Origin of the sequence: Agromyces sp. Soil535 (assembly GCF_001428255.1) — a bacterium.
Lineage (GTDB): Bacteria > Actinomycetota > Actinomycetes > Actinomycetales > Microbacteriaceae > Agromyces.
Genome location: NZ_LMRW01000025.1, coordinates 154,283 through 172,275, shown reverse-complemented (window position 1 = coordinate 172,275; position 17,993 = coordinate 154,283). Strand labels below are relative to the sequence as shown.

Below are 17,993 nucleotides of genomic sequence, written 5' to 3'. Positions count from 1 at the left end.
GCGGGCGACTCCTCACAAGAGAGCAGAGGTCACGGTTCGGCAACCGACCCCGATCGGCGAGGATGCTCCGCGAGAGCGCTCCCACGCCATGATCGTCGCCTGCGACGGCCGATCGGGGCACGGTCGGGAAACGGTTCCACATTCGCTCCCGTGAGCACTACACTCTGCATCGGAGCAGCCCGAAGGAGGGAGGCGCTGATGGCCGCCATCGGCGACGTCGCGCGCCTTGCCGGCGTCTCGAAGGCCACCGCCTCGCGGGCACTCTCGGGTCGCGGCTACGTCGCGGAGGAGACGCGGCAGCGCGTGGAGGCGGCCGCCGCGAAGATCGGCTACATCGTCTCGCCGGATGCGGCGAGTCTGGTCACCGGGCGCACGAAGAACGTCGGGGTGATCATCCCGTTCGTGAACCGCTGGTTCTTCGGCGAGGTCCTGGAGGGCATCGAACGCGCGCTCCTCTCGGCAGGGTACGACCTCACGCTCTACAACCTCTCGGAGCGCGGGCCCGGGCGGGCGCGCGTGTTCGACTTCTTCCTCGCGCGCAAGCGCGTCGATGCCGTCATCGCCGTGAGCGTCGACCTCGACGAGCATGAGGTCGCGTCCCTCGAGAAGCGCGAGAAGCCGCTCGTCGCCCTCGGCGGCACGGGCGGCGCCGATGCCCGCCTCTCGGTCGACGACCGGGCCGTGGGGCAGCTCGCCACCGAGCACCTGCTGCACCTCGGCCACGCGCGCATCGCGCACCTCGCCGGCAGTGGCGCGTCCGAGACACCCGCGAGCGTGCAGGGGCAGCGTCGCGAGGGCTTCCTCGACGCGATGTCCGCGGCGGGGATCCCAGCCGAGGGGCAGACGCACATCTTGGAGGCGGAGGTGAGCCTGCCGGGCGGCTACACCGGCGCACTTCAACTGCTGGGCCACCCGGGCCCGCGCCCGACGGCGCTGTTCGCGGCATCCGACGAGATGGCCATCGGCGCCATCCGGGCCGCCGAGAAGCTCGGCATCGACGTGCCCGGCGACCTCTCGGTGATCGGCGTCGACGGGCACGAGTACGCCGAGATGTTCGAGCTCACGACCGTCGAGCAGTACCCAGGCGAGCAGGGGCGGCTCGCCGTCGACGTGGTGCTGCGCCTGCTCGGCGAGGACGCGACGGCCGACCCGCTCCCCGACTCGGGCGCGCCGCTGACGACCCGGCTCGTGGTGCGGGCGACGACGAGCGCGCCTCGCTGAGTCCTCCCGCGGTCGCTCACATCGAGCCTCGAGGGGTGACCCGTCTGGCCGCCGAAGCATGCGCCGTTCCGGCGCGGCGCGCACGCATGGGCTCCGGTGCGCGCCATCATGACCCTGAGCTCCGCGAGCCACGCCGGGGCGTGATTCCACTCGACGCAAGGAGTTCCCGTGACCGACGTCACCGCCAACAGCGGCCAGGTTCCGCTCGACGCTCCGCTCCGTGGAGCGAGCTTCGGGCAGGCCTTCACCCGGTTCTTCAAGAAGTACGTGACCTTCCACGGGCGGGCCAGCCGCAGCGAGTTCTGGTGGTGGTTCCTGGCCAACTGGGTCATCAGCGGCATGCTCTACGGCATCTCGTACACGATGGGCGCACCGATGACGGTCAACGAGAGCGGCGTCCCCACGCCGGTCTACACGGCGGCGCTGATCCCGTACACCCTCTGGAACCTCGCCGTGATCATCCCGTGGCTCGCGCTCTCGTGGCGCCGCCTGCACGACACCAACCGGTCGGGCGCGTGGTGGTTCATCGGCCTCATCCCGTTCGTCGGCTGGATCATCCTGCTCGTCTTCTTCCTGCTGCCGCCCGTCGAGGCGGGTGCCCGCTTCGATCGCTGACGCGGCGAATGCAGCCTGAGAACGACGGATGCCCCGTGGCCGATGATCGACCACGGGGCATCCGTGTATTCAGGTGACGCTCGTCACCTCAAGCTGCGACCCTCTCGCGAGGGCCGCGACTACTTGAGGGTGACGGTCGCGCCGGCCTCTTCGAGGGCGGCCTTCGCCTTGTCAGCGGCTTCCTTGGTCGCGCCCTCGAGCACGGCCTTGGGGGCACCGTCGACGACGGCCTTGGCCTCGCCGAGGCCGAGCGAGGTGAGCTCGCGGACGACCTTGATGACCTGGATCTTCTTCTCGCCAGCGGCCTCGAGCACGACGTCGAAAGCAGTCTGCTCCTCGATCTCTTCGACCGGGGCGGCGGCGCCGGCGCCGGCAGCCGCAACGGCGACCGGGGCAGCGGCGGTGACCTCGAAGGTCTCCTCGAACGCCTTGACGAACTCCGAGAGCTCGATGAGGGTGAGGCCCTTGAACTGCTCGAGCAGCTCCTCAGTGGACAGCTTTGCCATTTCTAATCTCCTTTGTTGGTTACTCACCGCTTGAGAGGCTCGCGCCTACGCAGCGGACTCCTGCTTCTCACGCAGCGCGTCGACCGTGCGAACGGCCTTCGACAGCGGTGCGTTGAACAGATATGCGGCTCCGAACAGCGAGGCCTTGAAGGCGCCGGCGAGCTTCGCCAGCAGCACTTCGCGGGACTCGAGGTCGGCGAGCTTGCCTACCTCTTCGGCGGTCAGGGGCTTGCCATCGAAATAGCCGCCCTTGACCACGAGGAGAGGGTTCGCCTTGGTGAAGTCACGCAGCGACTTCGCGACGGCGACGGGGTCGCCATGCACGAACGCGATCGCCGACGGGCCCTTGAGCTCGTCGTCGAACGAGGAGATCCCGGCGTTGTTGGCCGCGATCTTCGTCAGCGTGTTCTTCACCACGGCGTAGCTCGCGTCCCCACTGATGGACTTGCGCAGCGTCTTGAGCTGGGCAACAGTGAGGCCGCGGTATTCGGTCAGCAGAACGGCGGTCGAGCTCTCGAACAGGTTCGTGAGTTCGGCAACCGAGGCTTCCTTGTTCGCCATGGCCACTCCTTGTGTCTTCAACGTGCATCGCGGTGGCGGTGCACGGCCTCGGAGCGTTGGCGGGTTCTCATGAACAACGGCAATGGGAAAGAAAAGAGCTCCGGCGCAGACGCGCGGAGCTCGGCCCGGATCGCTCCGGAAAGTCTTCGTCACACCTGCGTGGGCACTTGCTTTCGCAAGACTTCGGTCGATTCCAACAGCTGTGATCAACACAGTGGTGGGCACGACAACCAACGGTCTTCGGCTCAGACAAGGGTACCGGATGCCGCGGGCGCGGCAAAATCGCGCTCGGACCGGGTTCGCCCCGGAGCGTTTCCGTCCGGCTCGACACGGTTCGGGGTGTCCCCCGATGCTACGCGCGCCATCCGGATGGAGACTGTGTGCGACACGGGCGTTGCACCCCGACCCCTTCTTGGGGCATGTGACGACGCCCCTTGAATGGAGGAACAGATCATGAGCACTGAGACCGCCTCCGGTCGGGTCCCCGAAGGCCCGACTGGGCGGCAGATCATCACGTTCGCCGAGGTCGACCCCGGCACGGCCATGCGCGAGCTGCACGACGTCGCCGGACTCGACCTCGCGAACGCCCGCGACGTCGGCGCGTTCGGCACGCTCGAGGAGGTCGACGCCGATGGCGTCTACCTGGAGGCGCTCAACATCGCGATCGTCGATGCTCCCCCCGACCGGGCCGGCGCGCTCTCGCGGGCGGTGGACGACTCGGCGAGCCCCATCCTCGCCGTCGAGCCCGAGGTCTACGTGTACGCCTTCGACACGATCGAGGAGACGACGACCTTCGAGGACCTCGAGACCGGCGACGACACGCAGGACGACGAGGTGGACGCGGCCGAGACGTACGTCGACACGGCGACGTACGCATGGGGCCTGAAGGCCGTGCGTGCCGTCCCGCCGATCCTGCACACGGCGCCCTGGTCGGGCACCGGCATCCGGATCGCGGTGCTCGACACCGGCATCGATCTCGGTCACCCCGACTTCGTCGGGCGCGTGCTGGCGAGCCAGTCGTTCATCCCCAACCAGGCCGTGCAGGACGGGCATTCGCACGGCACGCACTGCGCGGGGACCGCGGCCGGCATCAAGAAGCCTCCGGGCGGCCAGCGCCGCTACGGCGTCGCGCATGGCGCGCGCCTGCTCATCGGCAAGGTGCTGTCGAACTCGGGCAGCGGCACGAGCGGCCAGATCCTCGCGGGCATCGACTGGGCGATCCGGCAGGGTGCCCACGTCATCTCGATGTCGCTCGGCTCGGCGGTGGCCGTCGGGCAGACGTACTTCGTCTACTACGAGCAGGCCGCGGTCGCGGCCCTGAACGCGGGGTCGCTCATCGTGGCCGCCGCGGGCAACTCCGGCTGGGCGCCCGTCGGCGCACCGGCGAACAGCCCGTCGGTGCTCGCGGTGGCCGCACTCGACCAGTCGCTGCAGCGCGCGTCGTTCTCGTGCGTCGCGCTGAACGGCGGCGGCGGCGAGATCAACGTCGCGGCGCCCGGCGTGGCGACGTACTCGTCGGTTCCGGTCGACAAGGGCTCCTACGGGTTCAAGAACGGCACGAGCATGGCGACGCCGCACGTCGCCGGCATCGCGGCATCGCTCGCGCAGAAGACCGGTTTCCGCGGCCGCGCCCTCTGGAGCGAGCTCGAGCGCACGGCTGTGCCGCTTCCACAGTCAGCCCAGGAGGTGGGCAAGGGCCTCGCCGTCGTGCCGACGCGACGGATGGGCATCGTCGTGCAGCCGCCCACCCCGTGGCGACCGGGTCCGATCATCGACCCGGGCCCGATCCCGCCGGCGCCGTGATGCGGCGATGGACGGGAGGGTGAGGCCGTGGAGAACCAGCGGAAGCGCCGGGTCCACGTGACCCTCGGCGGCCCCGGCCCGGCACCGACCACCGAGGAGCTCGCCGCGGCCGGATTCGATGTCGACGAGCGCCTCGACGCCATCGGCATCGTCACCGGCTGGGCCGACGAGGAGACCGTAGAGCGGCTCCGGTCGATCGACGGCGTCACGGTCGAGCCGGAGAGCGACGTGCAGCTGCCGCCACCGGATGCACCGGTGCAGTAACGCACGCCAGGGAGCCGGGTCCGCTCGACGGACCCGGCTCCCGGCTCATGCGGCGACCGGGCGAGGTGTCGGAGGGGCGCGCTAGACCAGAGCCATGGAGATCACACACCTGAACCCCGAGTCCCTCTTCTCGAATCCGGCGTTCAGCCAGGGGGTGCTGGTTCGCGGCGCATCGACCACCCTGTACGTCGGCGGCCAGAACGGCACGGATACCTCCGGCGCCATCGTCGAGGGCGGCCTCCGCCCCCAGACGGAGCAGGCCCTCCGCAACGTGCTCGCGGTGCTCGCGGAGGCGGGCGCCGACCAGTCGAACGTCGTACGGTTCGCGGTGTACCTCGTCGACGGACAGTCGTTCGAGGAGGGCTTCGCCGCCTCCGCGTCCGTGTGGGGCATGCGTCCGACCGCGATCACCGGGTTCAAGGTCGCCGGGCTCGCGCGGCCCGATGCGCTGGTCGAGATCGAGGCCGTGGCCGTGCTCGACTGATCCGCAGCATCCGCTCGGCGCGGACCGGCGAAGGCCAGCCCCGACTTTAGTTGACGAATGTCCACTATCTTGATATAGTTGACCTCCGTCAATCAATTCTCTGGAGTCCCATGGCCACCGCTGCGCGCACTCGCGCCCCCAAGAAGACGGATGCCGCCGCACCCGCCGCACGCTCCGACAACGGCATGACCCACCGCGAGGTGCTCACCGCCCTCTCGGGCCTGCTCCTCGGCATGTTCGTGTCGATGCTCGCCTCGACCGTGGTCGGCACCTCGCTGCCGCTCATCATCTCCGACCTCGAGGGCGACCAGTCCGCCTTCACCTGGGTCGTCACCGCGACCCTCCTCGCCACGACGGTCTCGACCCCGATCTGGGGCAAGCTCGCCGACCTCTTCAACCGCAAGCTCCTGCTGCAGCTCGCGCTCGTGATCTTCGTGGTCGCCTCGGCCGTCGCCGGGTTCTCGCAGGACACGGGCACGCTCATCACGATGCGTGTCTTCCAGGGCATCGGCGCCGGCGGCCTCGCAGCCCTCAGCCAGATCGTCATGGCCGACATCATCAGCCCGCGCGAACGCGGCAGGTACGCCGGCCTCTTCGGCGCGGTCATGGCCGTGGCCACGGTCGGCGGCCCGCTGCTCGGCGGCGTCATCACCGACACCCTCGGCTGGCGATGGAACTTCTTCGTCGGCCTGCCCATCGCGGTGGTCGCGCTCATCCTCCTCCAGCGCACGCTGCACCTGCCGAAGCGTCCGAAGACGAAGGTCTCGATCGACTACCTCGGCATCGTGCTCATCTCGGCGGGCGTCTCGCTGCTGCTGCTCTGGGTCACGTTCGCCGGCAACGAATTCGAGTGGATGTCGGTCCCGAGCCTCCTCATGGTGGGCGGTGCCGCCCTGCTCCTCGTCATCGCCGTGATCGTCGAGCTCCGCGTGAAGGAGCCGGTCATCCCGCTCGGCCTCTTCAAGAACCGCACTTTCACCCTCTCGGTGATCGCGTCGATCTCGGTCGGAGTGGCGATGTTCGGCACGGCCGTGTTCCTCAGCCAGTACATGCAGCTCGCGCGCGGCGCCACGCCCACCGAGTCGGGCCTGCTCACCATCCCGATGATGGCGGGCGTGCTCATCTCCTCCACCGTCATCGGCGCCCTCGTGAGCCGCCGCGGCAAGTGGAAGGGCTTCATGATCACGGGCGGCGTGCTGCTGGTGATCGGCAGCCTGCTGCTCTCGCAGCTGCACTACGACACCGAGTTCTGGTACGTCGGCATCTCGATGTTCGTGCTCGGCGCGGGGGTCGGCATGCTCATGCAGAACCTCGTGCTCGTCGTGCAGAACACGACCGAGGTGCGCAACATGGGCGTCGCCACGAGTGCGGTGACTTTCTTCCGCAGCCTCGGCGGCACGATCGGGGTCGCGGTGATGGGCTCGATCCTCGGCACCGTCGTCGCCGAGAACATCAAGAGCGGCATCGGCGGGCTCGCCCCCGAGCAGCAGCTCGAGGCCGCGAAGACCCTGGGCGGGGGCACGATCCCGCAGGTCAGCGAGCTGCCCGACTTCCTCCGGGTCGTCGTCGAGTCCGCCTACGGCACCGGCGTGGGCAGCGTCTTCCTGGCGGCTGTTCCGCTCGCGATCGTCACGCTCATCGCGGTGATCTTCATCCCCAACACGGACCTCGGCACCCAGAACGCGATCCAGCGGGCGAAGGCCGAGCAGGGCGCGGGCGGCGCCAGCACGACCGGCTCGGCCGGCGCGGCATCCGTGCACACCATCGAGGATGAGCTCGCCCGCGAGCTCGAGGACGCGGAGGACGCGGCGATCGACGCAGCCGCCGCCTCGGTGGCGCTGACCCCCGTCGGCCTCGCCCACGACCCGGCGACCGGGTCGATCGGGGCCGTGCGCGAGGCATCCGGTTCGAACCGAGACGCCGGATCGCGCGCGGAATAGGATCGCGCCATGACCCCCACCGCCCCGGCCGCCGCCCGCACGGCCACCGACGAGGAGATCGCCTCGGTCGAGGAGCAGCTCCGGCTGCTCTTCGTCCGGGTGCGGGCCGTCTGGAAGGAGGCCGCGGCAGCGGTGCACCCCGACCTCCAGCCCGTCGGATACAAGATCCTCTCGGCGATCGTGCACCGCGGTCGCATGCACGCGGGCGCCATCGCCGACGCGCTCGAGATCGACAAGAGCGTGGTGAGTCGCCAGGTGAAGCACCTCGAGTCGCTCGGCCTCGCACAGAGCGTCGCGGATCCGAACGATGGCCGGGCCCGCTTCATCGAGGCCACGCCCGCCGCGATCGAGACCGTGGGCCACAAGGGCTCCCGGATGCAGCGACAGCTGTACTCGCAGTTGCGCACGTGGTCGGGCGAGGACGTCGACACGCTCGCGAAGCTCCTCGGCCGGCTCAGCGCCGACGTCGTCGCGCCGAGCGCGACGTCAGCGTCCGACGACTGACCGCTCCCCCGCGGTCTCCGCGCCCGGCTCCTCCAGGTCGACCTCCGATCGGCGCGAGCCGGGCGCTTCGTCGTCTGCTGCGGAGTCGGAGACGTTCGTCACCGGCAGGCGCACCGTGAACCGGGTCGCCCCGGGTTCGCTCGACACATCGACGGTGCCGTGGTGCGCCTCGACGACCGCGCTCACGATCGCGAGCCCGAGACCCGTGCTTCCCGCCCGCCGGGAGCGCGAGGAGTCGCCGCGCGCGAACCGCTCGAACAGCGAGCCGAGGAGCTCCGGTGGGATGCCCGGCCCGTCGTCCTCGACGGTGAGCACGACATCGTCGCCGCCGCGCTCGAGCGCGGCCACGACGCTCGTGCCCTCGGGAGTGTGCACGCGGGCGTTCGCGAGCAGGTTCGTGACGACCTGGCGCAGGCGCGGCTCGTCGCCGGTCACGACGGTCGCGTCATCCGACAGCCGCACCTCCCACTCATGGCCCGGCCCGGCGGCTTGCGCATCGCCGACGGCCTCGACGACGACACGGCCGAGGTCGACGGGCTGGGCCGCGAGCTCGCGCCCCTCGTCGAGGCGGGCGAGCAGCAGCAGGTCCTCGACGAGCTCGGTCATGCGCATCGACTCCGACTCGATGCGGCCGATCGCGTGCGTCACATCGGGCGGCAGCTCGCCGCCGTGCAGGCGGGTGAGCTCGGCGTAGCCCCGGATCGAGGCGAGCGGCGTACGCAGCTCGTGGCTCGCGTCGGCGACGAAGCGGCGCACCTTCTGCTCGCTCTGCTCGCGCGCCGAGAGCGCGGATGCCACGTGCCCCAGCATGCGGTTGAACGCCGTGCCGAGCCGGCCGACCTCGGTGACGCCGTCCGCTTCCGGCACGCGCTCGGTGAGGTCGACGTCGCCCCGGTCGAGGGGCAGCTTCGAGACCGCTTGGGCGGTCGCGGTCACGCGGGCGAGCGGTGCAAGCGAGCGGCTGACGACGAGCCACCCGACGCCCAGCGCTAGGATGAGGCCCGCGGCCGCGACGATCGCGACCGTCCACGCGAGTTGCGCAGTCTGCACGTTCACATCGGCGAGGGGCAGCGCGAGCACGGCGCGCACCTGAGGCTGGGTCTCCACGGCGAGCGCGCGGTAATCGCCGAGCGGGCCGGCGGCGACAGTGTGCGGCTCGCCGTCGAGCGGCACGCGGGTCAGCGCCGCCGTGGCGCTGGCATCCGCTTCGATGAGCTCACCGCTCTCGGAGATGTACGCTCCGATGACCGTGTCGCCGGCCACGAGCACGCCGAGCGTCCCCACGGGTTGCCCCGGCACGCGGAGGAACCCGAGCACGCTCTGGCTGGGGTCGGATGGGAAGCCGGGGCCGGTCGCCTCAGTCGCCCGCGAAGATGCGTCCCGCAGGCTCGCGTCGAGGCGTTCGACCGACAGTGAGTGGAAGACCGCGACGCTCGCGATGCCGATCACGGCGCTCACCGCGACGAGGAGCGCGGCGACGATGACGAGCAGCCGCCTGCGGAGCGTCCACGGGCGACGGCGGCCCGCGGCCTCCGTGTCCGTCGACGATCCCGTCTCGTGCGTCCGCGCCTCCTCGCGCGATGCCGCGGCGTAGCCGGGATCGCCGGGTCGGGTCATCCGGCGGCCTTCAGCATGTAGCCGGCGCCACGCACCGTGTGGATCATCGGCTCACGCCCCGCGTCGATCTTCTTGCGCAGGTAGGAGATGTACAGCTCGACGACCGACTCCTTGCCGCCGAAGTCGTACGACCAGACCCGGTCGAGGATCTGCGCCTTCGAGAGCACGCGGCGGGGGTTGCGCATGAGGAAGCGGAGGAGCTCGAACTCGGTGGCGGTGAGCTCGATCGGCGTGCCGCCGCGGGCGACCTCGTAGGAGTCTTCGTCAAGAGTGAGGTCGCCGACCACCAGCACCGGGTCCTTCGCCTGCGCGAGAGTGAGGGTGGAACGGCGGATGAGTCCGCGCAGCCGCGCCACGACCTCCTCGAGGCTGAAGGGCTTGGTGACGTAGTCGTCGCCGCCCGCGGTGAGCCCGGCGATGCGGTCGTCGAGGGAGTCCTTCGCGGTGAGGAACAGCACGGGCGTCTCGGTGCCGTCGGCGCGCACGCGCTGCAGCACCTCGAGTCCGTCGATGTCGGGGAGCATGATGTCGAGCACGATCGCGTCGGGCCGGAACTCCCGGGCCACCTTCACGGCGTTGAAGCCGTCGGCGGCGGTGCGCACGTCCCAGCCCTCGTACTTGAGGGCCATCTTCAACAGCTCGGTGAGCGAGTGCTCGTCGTCCACGACGAGCACTCGCACCATGGAGCCGTCGCCCTTGGTGATCTGGGGGGCGCGGTGCTGGGTGGTCGACGTGGTGCTCATGCTTCAAGTATCCGGGTCCCCCTATGCGTTTCCTATGGGTTCGGTGAGCGGATGCCACGACCCTCGAATTCTGCACGAGGACCGGATGCATGAGGTTCTCATAGCCTGCGCATCGACCGGCCATAGCGCGGCTCCCTAGCGTCGCGATCGGCGCCCCGGCTGGTGCGTCTCCCCCGACCACGAGGAAATCATGTTCTTCACCTACCTCCGACGAGAACTCGCCGGACGCCGCAGGCAGACCGCGATCGTCGCGATCGGCATGGCGCTCGCGATCGCCCTCGTCATGATTGTGAACGCCGTCTCCACCGGCGTCAAAGACGCCCAGGCCTCGGTGCTCGAATCCGTCTACGGCGTCGGCACCGACCTCACCGTCTCGCAGGACCCCACTCCGCCCGAGGAGGGCGAGGAGGGCGGGGGACGGTTCGAATTCGGCGCCGACGACGGCACGACGTCGGGCGACTCGACCGAGATCAGCCAGTCCCGGCTCACCGCCGGGTTCGGCAGCACGACGTTCGACGCCTCGGCGCTCGACACGGTGACCGACCTCGACGGCGTGGCCGCGGCATCCGCTGCGCTGTCGCTCACCAACATGACGTTCTCGGGCGAGATGCCGCAGCGCATGCAGGAGGCGCCCACCGACGGCACGGCGCCCACGGACGGCGACACCGCGCAGGAGCCGCCGACCGGCGGATTCGACGGCGCGGGTGGCAGCGCCTTCGACGTGAACAGCTTCTCGGTGCTCGGCATCGATCCCGGCGCCGAAGCGGTCGGGCCGCTCTCGGCCGTGGAGCTCGCCGACGGGCGCGGGCTCGAGGCATCCGACGCCGGCCAGGCCGTCGCCGTGCTCGACGCGAGCTACGCGACGAGCGCCGAGCTCGCGGTGGGCGACACGATCGACGTGGGGGGCACGGAGTTGGAGGTCGTCGGCACGGTGACCTCGACGTCGGCGGATGCCGCGACGGCGTCGAACGTCTACATCCCGCTCGACCTCGCGCAGCAGATCGCCGGCCTCGACGGCCAGGTGAGCGATATCTACGTGCAGGCCACGTCGTCGGATCAGATCGCCACGGTGCAAGCGGACATCGAGGAGGCCCTGCCCGACGCGACCGTGTCGACGCAGGCCGACCTCGCCGCATCCGTGTCGGGATCACTCGCGACCGCGTCGAGCCTGATCTCGAACCTCGGCCTCTGGCTCTCGGTCGCCGTACTGGTGGCGGCGTTCCTCATCGCGATCCTCTTCACGATCCAGGGCGTGACGCGCCGCACGCGCGAGTTCGGCACGCTCAAGGCGATCGGCTGGTCGAACCGCCGCGTCGTGGGGCAGGTGGCGGGCGAGTCGCTCGTGCAGGGCCTCATCGGCGGCGCGGCGGGGCTCGTCGTCGGCCTCGCCGGCATCTGGGTCGTGAACCTCATCGCGCCGACGCTCGGCGGCAGCGCCGGCACCACGACGGCCGGCGGTGGACCGACGATGGCCGGACCGGGCGCCACGGACGGTGCGACCGCGGCCGGACCATTCGGCGGCGTCTCGGACGCGGCCGGCGCAACCACCGAGGTGGTGCTCAACGCGCCCGTGACGATCTCGGTCGTCGCGATCGCGATCGGCCTCGCCGTGCTCGGCGGCCTCCTCGCCGGCGCGATCGGCGGATGGCGCGCCTCCCGCCTCCGGCCCGCCGAGGCCCTCCGCAGCGTCGCCTGAGCGCAACGCGCCACCGCGTCGATCACCACGTCAGCAGCAACCGCCGCGGACTCCGGCGCTGATGCGATATCAGCATCAGTGCCGGAGTCGCCCAAGACACCTACAACCTCGGCGCCCGCCGTCGAGACATCCATCACCGATACCCACCGAAATGGGAGCACCATGTACACCCTCGAGAACGTCTCGAAGACCTACACCCAGTCGAAGCGGAAGGTCACGGCGCTCGCCGATGTGACCCTCACGATCCCGTCGGGGCAGCTCGTCGCGATCCAGGGACCGACCGGCGGCGGCAAGTCGACGCTGCTGCAGATGCTCGGCGCCCTCGACCGGCCGACGTCGGGGCGCATCAGCCTCGGCGAGTCGGAGCTGTCGCACCTGCCCGACCGCAAGCTCGGCGGCATCCGGGCGAAGGAGATCGGCTTCGTCTTCCAGGGCTTCAACCTCATCCCCACGCTCACGGCGCAGGAGAACGTGGAGACGGCGCTCGCGCCGCTCGGCATCTCTGCGGAGGAGCGGCGGCGGCGGGCCGTCGATGCGCTCGCGTCGGTCGGGCTCGCCGACCGCGCCGGTCACGTGCCGGGCGAGCTGTCGGGCGGCCAGCAGCAGCGGGTCGCCATCGCCAGGGCGCTCGTGAAGGAACCCGACGTGCTCCTCGCCGACGAGCCGACCGGCAACCTCGACGAGGAGACGCGCGACGAGATCATGGACCTCCTCGAGGGCCTCTGGCGCGACCGCGGGCTGACGCTCGTGATCGTGACCCACGACACGGCCGTGGCGAAACGCGCCGAACGCCGGCTGCACATCAAGCACGGCACGGTGACCGAGCGATGAGGCCGATCGCCGGGGCCGGGGAGACGGCTTCCTCCCGCGGTCCCGGCGGTCCTCGCCATCGTCGGTTGAGGCGACGCTCAGGCCCGCGTCGTACCGTCGAGGGGATGACTCCCCCCACGGATGATCCGACCCGTCGCACCGTCCTGGTGCGGCGTCGTCGCGTGGTGGCCATCGCGGCAGCCGCCCTCCTCGTCGCCGGCGGCACCACGATCGCGTTGACGCTCGGGCAGCAAGCCGCGCAGACCCCCGTAGCGGCCGCGGCCGACCCTGCCTCCGGCGTCGACGGCGGCGACACGACCGAGGGCGAGCTCGACACCTCGTCGCTGAGCCCCGCCGTGGCCGCCCAGCTCGAGTACGCCTACGCCTACTGGAACGACACCCAGAGCGACGAGTTCGGCTACCTCGACGAGAACGACTGTGTGAACTTCGCGAGCCAGACCCTCCTCGCGCGCGGCTGGGAGACCGATGACGAGTGGTGGTACGACGAGTCGGGCGACCCGTACTCGAGCTCCGAGGCATGGCGGAGCTCCACCGCGCTCATGGACTACCTGGAGGAGCACCCCGAGCGCGCCACCGCACTCACCGACGACCAGCGCGACCAGGTGAAGGTCGGCGACCTCGTGCAGTTCGACTGGGACGACTCGGGCGACCGCGACCATACTGCCGTCGTGACCGCGGTGATCACCGAGTCCGACGGCTCGATCACGGTCGAGTACGCCGGCCACACGGATGCCACGTGGGACCGCTCGGTCGACATGGCGATCACCGAGCTGCACCCCGGCGGGGTGGCGTACTACTGGAGCATCCCCGAGTAGCAGCTGTCCGGACTAGGCTGGCGCCCGGAGGGCACGGTGGTGGCATGCGGGTCCGGTCAGCATGGGCTGCGGTCGCGGTGACGATGGTCGTCATGGCCATAACGGGTTGCGTGCCCGGCGGTGACGGCGAGACGAGCAGCCCTCCGGTTCAGACGTCGCCGGCCTCGCCGACGACGAGCCCCTCGCCGACACCGCGGGCAGCGCCCCTCACGCTCTACTACGTCGTGCTCGGCGATGGCGGGGCATCCGGTGAGCCCCTCGGATGCGGCGACAGCCTGGTCGCGTTCGAGACCGAGCCCGTGTCGACCGACGACCCGTTGCGCGCCGGTATGGAGCGGCTGCTCGCGGACCCGGAACGCGAGCTCGGCGCATCCGGACTCTACTCGGCGATCCCCGGTGGCACGCTCGAATACCTCTCGGGCGGGGTGGACGGCACCGGAACGGTCACCGTCGAGCTCACCGGGCGACCGGCTCCCGCGGGTGTGTGCGACAACCCCCGCATCGAGAGCCAGCTCGAGCGCACGGCCATGGCGGCGGCCGGCGCCTCGGCGGCCGTGATCCTCGTCGACAGCGTGCCCATCGAAGAGGTGCTGAGCCTCCAGTGACCGGATCCGGCCCCGCGGCATCCGTTTCGTGCCATGGGCCAGATGAGCCGCCGGTCAGATGAGGCCGTGGCGCAGCGCCCAGGCCGCGGCAGCCGCCCGGGACGGAACGCCGAGCTTCGTGCGGATGTTCGCGAGATGCCGGTGCACGGTGTGCGGACTCAGCACGAGCTCCGCCGCGATCGCCTGGTCGGTCTCGCCGCGCGCGACAAGCCGCAGGACCTCCTTCTCCCGCGCCGTGAGCGCCGCGCGCATCGGCTCGGCGGCGGGTGCCTCGCGGGCGACCTCGACACCCAGGAAGCGCAGCGTCTCATCCGTCACGGCTGCCGCGTCGCCACGCCACGGGAAGTGATCCGGGCCGTGCAGCTCCACCAGGCGCGCACCTGGGATCCGCGCCGCGAGGTCGCGGCCGAGCGCGAAGCGGATCGCGTGGTCCTCACGCCGGTGCAGTACGAGCGTGGGTGCCATGACCAGCCCGAGATGCGTCGTGGAGTCGAAGCCGTGCAGCTCGGCCATCGACGCGGCGGCGGTCTCGCGGGACGCCGTGCGCCGCTGGAAGGCGACGAACTCGTCGCGCTCGTCTGCGGTGCCCTCGGGAAGGAACAGGTCGGCGAGCACGCGGGAACCGAACCCCCAGTGCGCCCGGATCACGTCGACCAGCTCCGCTCGCACCGAGGGCGAAGCCAGGTCGGCGCCGTTCGCGAACGCGCCGTACAGGATGAGCGCCGACACCCTCTCCGGATGCCGCGCCGCGAACAGCGACGAGACCGCTCCGCCCGAGGACACGCCGAACAGGGCGATCGACGCATCGCCGACGGCCGCGTCGACGATCGCCTCGAGCAGCCCGAGTTCCGCTTCGAGGTTCGCCGGCGGCGGATCGTCGTGATGGGATGCCCCGGTGCCCGGGCGGTCGTACCTGATCACCGTGCGATGCTCGGCGAGGGTCGAGACGAAGCGACGGAATCGGGGGTTCTGCCAGTCGAGACCGAGATTGCTGCACCACCAGCCGCCCAGCACCAAGGGCGGGCCGGACCCCACCGCCGACCAGGCGACGGAGCGCCCGTCGACCTCGGCGTAGCGGATCAGCTGATCCCCGGGCTCCACGGCCCCCAGTGTAGGAGCGCCACGGAACCCGGGGAAGAGCGGGCCCGCGGCGTCGCTCAGCCCGCCGCCACCCGCGGGAACGCCCCGATGCCGCGCGGGCCGATGTCGGCGAGCGCTCGAACCACCGGCGCCATGCGGTCGACGTGCCGCTCGGCCATCACGCGCGCTCCGGAGAGCTCGGGACCGCCGTGGTCGCCGAGGAGCGCGGTGACGTGCTCCCCCGGCAGCAGCACCATCTCGTCGTCGTGCTCGTCGATGCCGACGACGCGCAGCACGCCGGCCTCGAGCTGCTCATCGATCCAGCCGGCGGCGGTGTCGCGCTCGATGCCGGCCGCGATGGCGAACTCGACGACGGTGACCGGTCCGAGGTCGAAGAGCAGGCGGTACCAACCGCGCCGGACCCCCTCGCCGACGACGGCGCCGGAGCGCGCGTCCGCCGTCGTCGGCTCTTCACCGACGGTGCGGGTGCTGCTGCGGGTCTCACTGGTGAACATGGACATGGTCGGCACTTCCTCTTGGATCGCGGCGCCCGGCGGCCGGGCGATGGACATGCTCCGATTCCACTCGCCCACGCTCCGGGCGGCATCGCGGCTTCGGGCCATCCTGCGATGGCCCGAACGGGCCACCCCGCGGCATCCGCCCGCTACTGGTTCGAGAACGCGGCGTCGAACGACGCCGTCGGTTGCGGCCAGATGAGCGAGCGGATGAATCCCACGGCCTCCTTCGCGCCGTGCAGCCGGTCCATGCCCGCGTCCTCCCACTCGACCGAGATCGGGCCGGAATAGCCGATCGCGTCGAGGGCACGGAACGAGTCCTCCCACGGCACGTCGCCGTGTCCGGTCGACACGAAGTCCCAGCCCCGGTGCGGGTCGCCCCACGGGAGGTGCGATCCGAGGATGCCGGCGCGGCCGTTTTGCGGGCGCAACCGCGTGTCCTTGCAGTCGACGTGGTAGATGCGGTCCTGGAAGTCGAGGATGAAGCCGACCGGATCGATGCCCTGCCACATCATGTGCGAGGGGTCCCAGTTGATCCCGAACGCCTGCCGCCGATCGATCGCCTCCAGTGTGCGGACCGTGCTCCAGTAGTCGTACGCGATCTCGCCCGGATGCACCTCGTGCGCGAACCGCACCCCCTCGGCGTCGAACACGTCGAGGATCGGGTTCCACCGGCTCGCGAAATCCTCGAAGCCGCCCTCGATCACCGACGGGGGCACGGGCGGGAACATCGCCACGTACGGCCAGATCGACGAGCCCGTGAACCCGACCACGGTGTCGACGCCGAGCTTGCGCGCGACCCGCGCCGAACGCTTCATGTCCTCCGCCGCGCGCTGTCGCACGCCCTCGGCGTCGCCGTCGCCCCACGTGTAGGAGCGCACGATCGCCTCGTGGCGGAAGTCGATGGGTGCGTCGCACACGGCCTGCCCGGTGAGGTGGTTCGAGATGGCGTAGACCTCGAGCCCGTGGCGCTTCAGGATCTCGCGTCGCTCGTCGAGATACCCGGGCTCCTCGTCGGCGAGCTTCAGGTCGAGGTGGTCGCCCGAGCACGCGATCTCGAGGCCGTCGTACCCCCACTCCGCCGCCAGGCGCGCGACCTCCTCGAATGGGAGGTCGGCCCACTGGCCGGTGAAGAGCGTCACGGGGTGGGTGGCGGTGGCGCGGTCGGCTGCGGCATCCGCGCCGGCCTGAGGCTCTCGAAGGCTCATGACAGTTCCCTTTCGTCCTGCAGCGCGGTCAGGTAGCGGATGCTGCGCTCCGCGAGTTCGTCCTGGGATGCGGCGAGCGGTCGCCACACGGATGCCGCGACGGCGATCGTCGCGTTCTCGCCGGTGAAGCTCTCGAGCCCGAGCGGTCCCTCGTAGCCGGCATCGTCGAGCGCGTCGAGGAAGGCCCGCCAGTCCATATGGTCGTCGCCGACGGCCCCCCGGTCGTTGCCGCAGACCTGCACGTGCACGAGGTGCTCGCCCGCCGCGCGGATCGCGTCGCCGACGCGCTTCTCCTCGATGTTCAGGTGGTAGCTGTCGAGGGCGAGGCCGAGCCCCGGGCCGAGCAGCGGGCCGAGCGCCTCGAGCGCCTGCTCGACGGTGTTCACGAGGCTCGTCTCGTAGCGGTTCAGCGGTTCGATGGCCAGGCGGATGCCGCTGCGCTCCGCCGCGCGCACGACGGGCGCGAGGCTCGCCCGCAGTTCGCGGTAGCGCGCCGCCCGCTCGTCGGCGTCCATCCGCCAGGCGCGCCCGGTCGCCGCGGTGAAGGGGCCCGCGACGACGCGGGACCCGACCCGCTCGGCGACGCCGAGGCAGTGTACGAGGTAGTTCTGCGTTGCGACCACCTCGGAGCCGGGCGCGGCGACGAGGTTGCGGCCGGGGCCCATGGCGCCGATCACGACGGCAGCGAGCCCGTGCTCGGCGAGCACGTCGGCCGCGGCATCCGGCGACCAGTCCCCCGGCTGCTCGACCGGCAGCTCCATGGCGCCGAAGCCCATGCCGGCCGCCTTCGCGGCGAGGGCGATGAGCGCGTCGTCGTGGAGCGGCGACGTCCAGACCCACGTGTTCACGCCGATCGTGCGGCGCATGCTGCCTCCTTGCGAGCCGAAGCCGATGGTGCGGGCCGAGGATGCCGCATCGCGGCCGTCTCGAGACCCAGTCTGCACCGGGTCTCGAGACGGCGCTGCGCGCCTCCTCGACCAGCGAG

Annotated in this window: 19 protein-coding genes; 11 read left to right on the top strand and 8 right to left on the bottom strand. The window is 70.8% G+C overall.

Features of this window, described 5'->3' with window-relative positions; all coding sequences use genetic code 11:
* Positions 1-198: 198 nt before the first annotated feature.
* Together ASG80_RS17945 and ASG80_RS17940 are read left to right on the top strand one after the other, a co-directional pair.
* Positions 199-1,221, top strand: coding sequence for a LacI family DNA-binding transcriptional regulator (locus tag ASG80_RS17945; protein WP_056733215.1), 1,023 nt, complete (start codon positions 199-201; stop codon positions 1,219-1,221).
* Positions 1,222-1,389: 168 nt separating this feature from the next.
* The gene (locus ASG80_RS17940; protein WP_056733213.1) at positions 1,390-1,836 is read left to right on the top strand and encodes a DUF805 domain-containing protein; all 447 of its coding nucleotides are present in this window, start codon (positions 1,390-1,392) and stop codon (positions 1,834-1,836) included.
* 119 nt (positions 1,837-1,955) lie between these two features.
* Here the strand turns inward: ASG80_RS17940 and rplL are convergent, their stop codons facing one another.
* Together rplL and rplJ are read right to left on the bottom strand one after the other, a co-directional pair.
* The gene (gene rplL / locus ASG80_RS17935; protein WP_056733211.1) at positions 1,956-2,342 is read right to left on the bottom strand and encodes a 50S ribosomal protein L7/L12; all 387 of its coding nucleotides are present in this window, start codon (positions 2,340-2,342) and stop codon (positions 1,956-1,958) included.
* Positions 2,343-2,387: 45 nt separating this feature from the next.
* Positions 2,388-2,903: a 50S ribosomal protein L10 gene (gene rplJ / locus ASG80_RS17930; protein WP_056733209.1), complete on the bottom strand. Its 516-nt coding sequence runs from the start codon at positions 2,901-2,903 to the stop codon at positions 2,388-2,390.
* A 453-nt stretch (positions 2,904-3,356) separates the two neighbouring features.
* Here rplJ and ASG80_RS17925 point away from each other — a divergent pair, with 453 nt between their 5' ends.
* The 5 genes from ASG80_RS17925 to ASG80_RS17905 all read left to right on the top strand — a co-directional run bounded on the left by ASG80_RS17925 (position 3,357) and on the right by ASG80_RS17905 (position 7,898).
* Positions 3,357-4,706 carry a S8 family serine peptidase gene (locus ASG80_RS17925; RefSeq protein WP_156401935.1) on the top strand — a complete coding sequence of 450 codons (1,350 nt, stop codon included), beginning with the start codon at positions 3,357-3,359 and terminating at the stop codon, positions 4,704-4,706.
* 27 nt (positions 4,707-4,733) lie between these two features.
* On the top strand, positions 4,734-4,970 hold the full coding sequence (locus tag ASG80_RS17920) for a hypothetical protein (protein ID WP_056733206.1): 237 nt from the start codon (positions 4,734-4,736) through the stop codon (positions 4,968-4,970).
* Between the two features lie 94 nt (positions 4,971-5,064).
* On the top strand, positions 5,065-5,454 hold the full coding sequence (locus ASG80_RS17915) for a RidA family protein (RefSeq protein ID WP_056733203.1): 390 nt from the start codon (positions 5,065-5,067) through the stop codon (positions 5,452-5,454).
* A gap of 185 nt (positions 5,455-5,639) precedes the next feature.
* On the top strand, positions 5,640-7,394 hold the full coding sequence (locus ASG80_RS17910) for an MDR family MFS transporter (protein ID WP_056733435.1): 1,755 nt from the start codon (positions 5,640-5,642) through the stop codon (positions 7,392-7,394).
* Between the two features lie 9 nt (positions 7,395-7,403).
* Positions 7,404-7,898 carry a MarR family winged helix-turn-helix transcriptional regulator gene (locus ASG80_RS17905; protein WP_056733200.1) on the top strand — a complete coding sequence of 165 codons (495 nt, stop codon included), beginning with the start codon at positions 7,404-7,406 and terminating at the stop codon, positions 7,896-7,898.
* Here ASG80_RS17905 and ASG80_RS17900 read toward each other — a convergent pair.
* Both ASG80_RS17900 and ASG80_RS17895 read right to left on the bottom strand, forming a co-directional pair.
* On the bottom strand, positions 7,881-9,515 hold the full coding sequence (locus ASG80_RS17900; protein WP_082590608.1) for a cell wall metabolism sensor histidine kinase WalK: 1,635 nt from the start codon (positions 9,513-9,515) through the stop codon (positions 7,881-7,883). The genes ASG80_RS17905 and ASG80_RS17900 overlap by 18 nt on opposite strands.
* Positions 9,512-10,258, bottom strand: a complete 747-nt coding sequence (locus tag ASG80_RS17895) for a response regulator transcription factor (protein WP_056733198.1) — start codon at positions 10,256-10,258, stop codon at positions 9,512-9,514. Before ASG80_RS17895 ends, ASG80_RS17900 begins: the two co-directional genes overlap by 4 nt.
* Positions 10,259-10,448: 190 nt before the next feature.
* Between ASG80_RS17895 and ASG80_RS17890 the strand changes: the two genes are divergently transcribed.
* The 4 genes from ASG80_RS17890 (at position 10,449) to ASG80_RS17875 (ending at position 14,205) form a co-directional block, all read left to right on the top strand.
* Entirely contained in the window at positions 10,449-11,954 is a 1,506-nt protein-coding gene (locus ASG80_RS17890) for an ABC transporter permease (RefSeq protein ID WP_056733195.1), read from the top strand.
* A gap of 162 nt (positions 11,955-12,116) precedes the next feature.
* On the top strand, positions 12,117-12,785 hold the full coding sequence (locus ASG80_RS17885) for an ABC transporter ATP-binding protein (RefSeq protein ID WP_056733193.1): 669 nt from the start codon (positions 12,117-12,119) through the stop codon (positions 12,783-12,785).
* A 104-nt stretch (positions 12,786-12,889) separates the two neighbouring features.
* Positions 12,890-13,600: an amidase domain-containing protein gene (locus tag ASG80_RS17880; protein ID WP_056733191.1), complete on the top strand. Its 711-nt coding sequence runs from the start codon at positions 12,890-12,892 to the stop codon at positions 13,598-13,600.
* Positions 13,601-13,692: 92 nt separating this feature from the next.
* Entirely contained in the window at positions 13,693-14,205 is a 513-nt protein-coding gene (locus tag ASG80_RS17875; RefSeq protein ID WP_082590606.1) for a GerMN domain-containing protein, read from the top strand.
* A gap of 54 nt (positions 14,206-14,259) precedes the next feature.
* Here ASG80_RS17875 and ASG80_RS24600 read toward each other — a convergent pair whose 3' ends face one another.
* The 4 genes from ASG80_RS24600 to ASG80_RS17855 all read right to left on the bottom strand — a co-directional run bounded on the left by ASG80_RS24600 (position 14,260) and on the right by ASG80_RS17855 (position 17,874).
* Complete coding sequence (locus ASG80_RS24600; protein WP_056733190.1) at positions 14,260-15,306, bottom strand: alpha/beta fold hydrolase; 1,047 nt, start codon at positions 15,304-15,306, stop codon at positions 14,260-14,262.
* 56 nt (positions 15,307-15,362) lie between these two features.
* Positions 15,363-15,806, bottom strand: a complete 444-nt coding sequence (locus ASG80_RS17865) for a hypothetical protein (RefSeq protein WP_156401934.1) — start codon at positions 15,804-15,806, stop codon at positions 15,363-15,365.
* Positions 15,807-15,949: 143 nt separating this feature from the next.
* A complete protein-coding gene (locus tag ASG80_RS17860; protein WP_056733186.1) occupies positions 15,950-17,008 on the bottom strand; it encodes a sugar phosphate isomerase/epimerase in 1,059 nt (352 codons plus the stop codon).
* A complete protein-coding gene (locus ASG80_RS17855) occupies positions 17,005-17,874 on the bottom strand; it encodes a sugar phosphate isomerase/epimerase (protein ID WP_056733185.1) in 870 nt (289 codons plus the stop codon). Before ASG80_RS17855 ends, ASG80_RS17860 begins: the two co-directional genes overlap by 4 nt.
* Between the last annotated feature and the right edge of the window lie 119 nt (positions 17,875-17,993).

Bases quoted from the DNA above. Each gene is read 5' to 3' on its own strand.
- ASG80_RS17945 (WP_056733215.1), top strand. From the start codon at position 199: ATGGCCGCCATCGGCGACGTCGCGCGCCTTGCCGGCGTCTCGAAGGCC.
- rplL (WP_056733211.1), bottom strand. From the start codon at position 2,342: ATGGCAAAGCTGTCCACTGAGGAGCTGCTCGAGCAGTTCAAGGGCCTC.
- rplJ (WP_056733209.1), bottom strand. From the start codon at position 2,903: ATGGCGAACAAGGAAGCCTCGGTTGCCGAACTCACGAACCTGTTCGAG.
- ASG80_RS17925 (WP_156401935.1), top strand. From the start codon at position 3,357: ATGAGCACTGAGACCGCCTCCGGTCGGGTCCCCGAAGGCCCGACTGGG.
- ASG80_RS17915 (WP_056733203.1), top strand. From the start codon at position 5,065: ATGGAGATCACACACCTGAACCCCGAGTCCCTCTTCTCGAATCCGGCG.
- ASG80_RS17910 (WP_056733435.1), top strand. From the start codon at position 5,640: ATGACCCACCGCGAGGTGCTCACCGCCCTCTCGGGCCTGCTCCTCGGC.
- ASG80_RS17905 (WP_056733200.1), top strand. From the start codon at position 7,404: ATGACCCCCACCGCCCCGGCCGCCGCCCGCACGGCCACCGACGAGGAG.
- ASG80_RS17900 (WP_082590608.1), bottom strand. From the start codon at position 9,515: ATGACCCGACCCGGCGATCCCGGCTACGCCGCGGCATCGCGCGAGGAG.
- ASG80_RS17895 (WP_056733198.1), bottom strand. From the start codon at position 10,258: ATGAGCACCACGTCGACCACCCAGCACCGCGCCCCCCAGATCACCAAG.
- ASG80_RS17890 (WP_056733195.1), top strand. From the start codon at position 10,449: ATGTTCTTCACCTACCTCCGACGAGAACTCGCCGGACGCCGCAGGCAG.
- ASG80_RS17885 (WP_056733193.1), top strand. From the start codon at position 12,117: ATGTACACCCTCGAGAACGTCTCGAAGACCTACACCCAGTCGAAGCGG.
- ASG80_RS17880 (WP_056733191.1), top strand. From the start codon at position 12,890: ATGACTCCCCCCACGGATGATCCGACCCGTCGCACCGTCCTGGTGCGG.
- ASG80_RS17875 (WP_082590606.1), top strand. From the start codon at position 13,693: ATGGCCATAACGGGTTGCGTGCCCGGCGGTGACGGCGAGACGAGCAGC.
- ASG80_RS17865 (WP_156401934.1), bottom strand. From the start codon at position 15,806: ATGTCCATGTTCACCAGTGAGACCCGCAGCAGCACCCGCACCGTCGGT.
- ASG80_RS17860 (WP_056733186.1), bottom strand. From the start codon at position 17,008: ATGAGCCTTCGAGAGCCTCAGGCCGGCGCGGATGCCGCAGCCGACCGC.
- ASG80_RS17855 (WP_056733185.1), bottom strand. From the start codon at position 17,874: ATGCGCCGCACGATCGGCGTGAACACGTGGGTCTGGACGTCGCCGCTC.